Raw genomic sequence first — 4,421 nt, 5'->3', positions numbered from 1 at the left:
CCCCGGACCATCCCGCCCCGGACCATCCCGCCTCAGACCACCCCGCCGGAGGCGATCCCGAGTGAACGACGTTCTCGACGTCGCCCTCCGTCTGGCCGTCGTCTTCGCCGTGTTCCTGGTCGCCCCCCTCCTCGTGGGCCAGACGGAACACAAGGTCATGGCCCACATGCAGGGCCGCCTGGGCCCCATGTACGCAGGCGGCTTCCACGGCTGGGCCCAGCTCGTCGCGGACGGTGTGAAGTTCGCGCAGAAGGAGGACGTGGTCCCGGCCGCCGCCGACCGCCGCGTCTTCCAGCTCGCCCCCGCCGTCGCCCTCCTCCCGTACCTCCTCGTCCTCGTGGTCATCCCCGTCGGCCCCGGCGACGGCGCGGTCGGCCAGGCCGTCGACGCGGGCATCTTCTTCGTGCTCGCCGTCATGGGCATCGGCGTCCTCGGCTCGCTCATGGCGGGCTGGGCCTCCGCCAACAAGTTCTCCCTCCTCGGCGGCCTGCGTACCGCCGCGCAGCTCCTCTCCTACGAGCTGCCGATGCTCCTGACCGCGGCCTCCGTGGCCATGGCGGCCGGGACGGTGTCGCTCACCGGCATCCTCGATGCCTTCGAGTGGTGGTGGCTGCCCTGGCAGATCGTCGGCGCCCTGGTCTTCTTCGTGGCCGGTCTCGCCGAACTCCAGCGCCCGCCGTTCGACATGCCGGTGGCCGACTCCGAGATCATCTTCGGCGCGTACACCGAGTACACCGGTCTGCGCTTCGCCCTGTTCCTCCTCGCCGAGTACGCGGGCATCGTCGTCCTGTGCGCGCTGACCACCGTCCTGTTCCTCGGCGGCTGGCACGGCCCGTTCGGCGCCGACGGGCTCGGCTGGCTCTGGACCGTCCTCAAGACCGCCCTTCTCGCGTTCGTCGTCATCTGGCTGCGCGTCAGCTACCCGCGCCTGCGTGAGGACCAGTTGCAGAAGCTCGCCTGGACCACCCTCGTCCCGCTCGCCCTCGCGCAGATCGCGCTCACCGGCATCGTGAAGGTGGCGATCAACTGATGCCCCCGATTCCCGGATCCGGCCTGGCCAAGGGCCTTGCCGTCACCCTGCGCACGATGACGAGGAAGACCGTCACCGCGCAGTACCCGGACACCCAGCCCGAACTCCCGCCCCGCTCCCGCGGCGTCATCGGGCTGTTCGAGGAGAACTGCACGGTCTGCATGCTCTGCGCCCGTGAGTGCCCCGACTGGTGCATCTACATCGACTCCCACAAGGAGACGTCGCCACCCGCCGCCCCCGGCGGCCGTGAGCGCAGCCGGAACGTCCTCGACCGCTTCGCCATCGACTTCTCCCTCTGCATGTACTGCGGTATCTGCATCGAGGTGTGCCCCTTCGACGCACTGTTCTGGTCGCCCGAGTTCGAGTACGCGGAGACGGACATCCACGAACTCACCCACGAGCGCGACAAGCTCCGCGAGTGGATGTGGACCGTGCCGGAGCCGCCCGCCCTCGACACCGCCGCCGAGGAGCCGAAGGAGATCGCCGCAGCCCGCAAGGGAGCGGACAAGCTCGCCGCCCAACGCGCACAGGAGCAGCAGGAGCAGCGGAACCAGCAGGAACAGGCGGACGAGAAGGGAGGAACCCCGTAATGCTGCTCACCGCCACCGCCACCGCCACCGCCACCGCGACCGTGGGCACCACCGTCACCGCCGCCGGCGACCACCCAGGCTTCCTCTCCCCGTCCGGCGTCGAGATCGCGTTCCTCCTCGTCGGCCTCGTCACCCTCGGGGCCGCCGTCATCACCGTCACGACCCGGCAACTGGTGCACGCCGCGCTCTGGCTCGTCGTGGCGCTCGGCGGACTGGCCGTCGAGTACCTCCTGCTCACCGCGGAGTTCATCGCCTGGGTCCAGGTACTGATCTACGTCGGTTCCGTCGTCGTCCTCCTCCTCTTCGGTCTGATGCTCACCCGGGCCCCCATCGGCCGTTCCCCGGACGCCGATTCGGGCAATCGGTGGGTTGCCCTCGGAGTGGCCGCCGTCGCGGCTGCGGCCCTTGTCTGGGTCGTGGTCGACGCCTTCCGCACCACCTGGATCGATCTCGACGGGCCGGCCCAGGGCTCCACCGAGGTCACCGGCGCCTTCCTGTTCCGGAACTGGGTGCTGCCCTTCGAGGCGCTCTCCGTCCTGCTGCTCGCCGCCCTCGTCGGCGCGATCGTCCTGTCCCGCAAACGCGACACGGACACCACCGTCCGCCCCGGCACCAACGGCACGGCCAAGCCCAGGACCGTGAAGCCGGGCCCGCCCGCATCGCCCGGCACACCCGCATCGCCCGGCACACCCGCGCCGCCCGGCACACCCGCCTCGCCCGGCACACCCGGCCACGAGGAGCAGAGCTGATGCACCTCGCCTATCCCGCCGTGCTCGCCGCCCTCCTCTTCTGCATCGGCCTCTACGGCGTCCTCGCCCGCCGCAACGCGATCCTGGTCCTGATGTCCGTCGAGCTGATGCTCAACGCCGTCAACCTCAACCTCGTCGCCTTCGACGTCTGGCTCCGCGACACCCTCCACTCCGGCCAGGCGCTCACGCTCTTCACCATCGCCATCGCCGCCGCCGAGATCGGCATCGGCCTCGCGATCGTCCTGGCCGTCTACCGCAACCGGGGCACCTCCGACATCGACCGGCTCCGCGACACCGCCGAGACCGACGCAGCCGAGACGCTCCCCGACACCGCCGGGACCGACAGCACCGGGACCGACAGCACCGAGACCGACGGCGCCGAGCCGATCTCCGGCCGGGCCGACGGGAGAACAGGGAAGACGAAGAAGGCAGAGGCCACCACGTGACCACCACGACCCTCGCCGCCCTCGTCCCGCTCCTCCCGTTCCTCGGGGCCGTCGCGGGGCTCGCCGTCGGCCGCACCGCCCCCGGCTTCGTCCGCCCGCTGGCGATCCTCCCGACCCTCACCGCGGCCGTGCTCGCCGTCATCGTCGCCGTCCGCCAGGGCGGCGGCCGGGCCATCGACGCCGCGACCCAGCTCACGCCCACCGGCTCGGTCCCGATCGACCTGGCACTGCACCTCGACGGGTTCGCCGTTCTGGTCGCCGTCCTCGTCACCGTCGTCGCCACCTGCGTACAGCTCTACTCCACGGCCTACCTCCGCGACGACGCCCGCTACCCCTCCTACGCGGCCCTCGTCTCCCTCTTCACCTCCGCGATGCTCCTGGTCGTCTACTCCGGCGACCTGATGGTGCTCCTGGTCGGCTGGGAGATCATGGGCATCTGCTCGTACTTCCTCGTCGGCCACTACTGGGAGACCCCCGAGGCCCGGGCCGCCTCCCTCAAGGCCTTCCTGGTCACCAAGCTCGGCGACGTCCCCTTCCTGATCGGTCTGTTCGCGCTCGCCGCCGACACCGGCAGCTTCCGGATCACCAAGATCCTCGCCGCCGTCGGCAACGGCGGACTCGACCACCCCACCGTCATCGCCCTGCTGCTCCTCGCGGGCGTCGCCGGCAAGTCGGCCCAATTCCCCCTGCACACCTGGCTGCCCGACGCGATGGCCGGCCCCACCCCCGTCTCCGCGCTCATCCACGCCGCGACGATGGTCGCCGCCGGCATCTACTTCGTGGCCCGCCTGCTGCCCGTCTTCGCGGCCTCCGGCGCGGCGCTCGTCGTCCTCGCCGTGATGGCCGCCGTCACGATGATCGGGTCCGGGCTCGCCGCCCTCGCCCAGGACGACATCAAACGCGTCCTCGCCTACTCGACCATCGGCCAGCTCGGCTACATGTCGGGCGCCCTGGCCGTCGGCGACCGGGGCGCGGCCGTCTTCCACCTGATCTCGCACGGTGCGTTCAAAGCGGTCCTCTTCCTCGCCGCGGGCGTCGTCATCCACGCCGCGGGCACCAACTCGCTCGCCGCCATGTCACGGATGGGAGGCCTCGCCCGCCGCATCCCGGACGCCTTCTGGACGATGACCGTCGCGCTCCTCGCGCTGGCCGCCATCCCGCCCTTCGCCGGCTTCTTCTCCAAGGAAGCCGTTCTCGTCGCCGCCGAGCACACCGCCCTCGGGGACCGGAGCGTCGCCCCGGCCGCCGCCGGCTGGACGATCCTGGTCGCCGGACTCCTCGCCGCCGTCCTGACCGCCGCCTACGCCGTACGCCTCTGGCTCCTCGCCTTCCGCGGGCGCGGCGCGGAAGTCCCCGACCACGGCAAGCAGCCCGCCGCCATGACCTCCGTCCTGTGGATCCTGGCCGTACCCACCCTCGCCTTCGGTCTCACCGTCGGCATGATCGGCGACTGGTTCGACGGGCACGACCTCACGCCGTCCCTCACCACCGCCGTCCTCTCCACCGGCGTCACGCTCGTCGGCGGTCTCGTCACCTTCGGCGCGTGGCGGCACACCGCCGCCCTCGCCGCCCGCACCCCCATCGGCGCCGTCGCCGCCCACCCCGG

5 protein-coding genes are annotated in these 4,421 nt (G+C 71.5%); all 5 read left to right on the top strand.

Annotated elements, in window-relative coordinates; all coding sequences use genetic code 11:
- The first annotated feature begins 61 nt into the window (after positions 1 to 61).
- Positions 62 to 1,030 carry a complex I subunit 1 family protein gene (locus tag HET64_RS36935; RefSeq protein WP_215111608.1) on the top strand — a complete coding sequence of 323 codons (969 nt, stop codon included), beginning with the start codon at positions 62 to 64 and terminating at the stop codon, positions 1,028 to 1,030.
- Positions 1,030 to 1,620, top strand: coding sequence for an NADH-quinone oxidoreductase subunit I (locus HET64_RS36930; protein ID WP_215111607.1), 591 nt, complete (start codon positions 1,030 to 1,032; stop codon positions 1,618 to 1,620). Before HET64_RS36935 ends, HET64_RS36930 begins: the two co-directional genes overlap by 1 nt.
- Positions 1,620 to 2,369, top strand: coding sequence for an NADH-quinone oxidoreductase subunit J (locus HET64_RS36925; protein WP_215111606.1), 750 nt, complete (start codon positions 1,620 to 1,622; stop codon positions 2,367 to 2,369). The genes HET64_RS36930 and HET64_RS36925 overlap by 1 nt, the downstream gene beginning before the upstream one ends.
- Complete coding sequence (gene nuoK / locus HET64_RS36920) at positions 2,369 to 2,815, top strand: NADH-quinone oxidoreductase subunit NuoK (protein WP_215111605.1); 447 nt, start codon at positions 2,369 to 2,371, stop codon at positions 2,813 to 2,815. The genes HET64_RS36925 and nuoK overlap by 1 nt, the downstream gene beginning before the upstream one ends.
- Positions 2,812 to 4,421, top strand: a 1,610-nt coding sequence (locus tag HET64_RS36915; RefSeq protein ID WP_215111604.1) for an NADH-quinone oxidoreductase subunit L, incomplete at its 3' end; no start/stop codon positions are given. The genes nuoK and HET64_RS36915, both read left to right, overlap by 4 nt.

Source organism: Streptomyces sp. McG3, assembly GCF_018619185.1.
GTDB lineage: Bacteria > Actinomycetota > Actinomycetes > Streptomycetales > Streptomycetaceae > Streptomyces.
Note: the sequence above shows the minus strand (reverse complement) of the source record. Positions and strands in the feature narration are given on the sequence as shown.

Excerpts from the sequence above, each read along its gene's own strand:
- HET64_RS36930 (WP_215111607.1), top strand. The coding sequence starts at position 1,030 with ATGCCCCCGATTCCCGGATCCGGCCTGGCCAAGGGCCTTGCCGTCACC.
- HET64_RS36925 (WP_215111606.1), top strand. The coding sequence starts at position 1,620 with ATGCTGCTCACCGCCACCGCCACCGCCACCGCCACCGCGACCGTGGGC.
- nuoK (WP_215111605.1), top strand. The coding sequence starts at position 2,369 with ATGCACCTCGCCTATCCCGCCGTGCTCGCCGCCCTCCTCTTCTGCATC.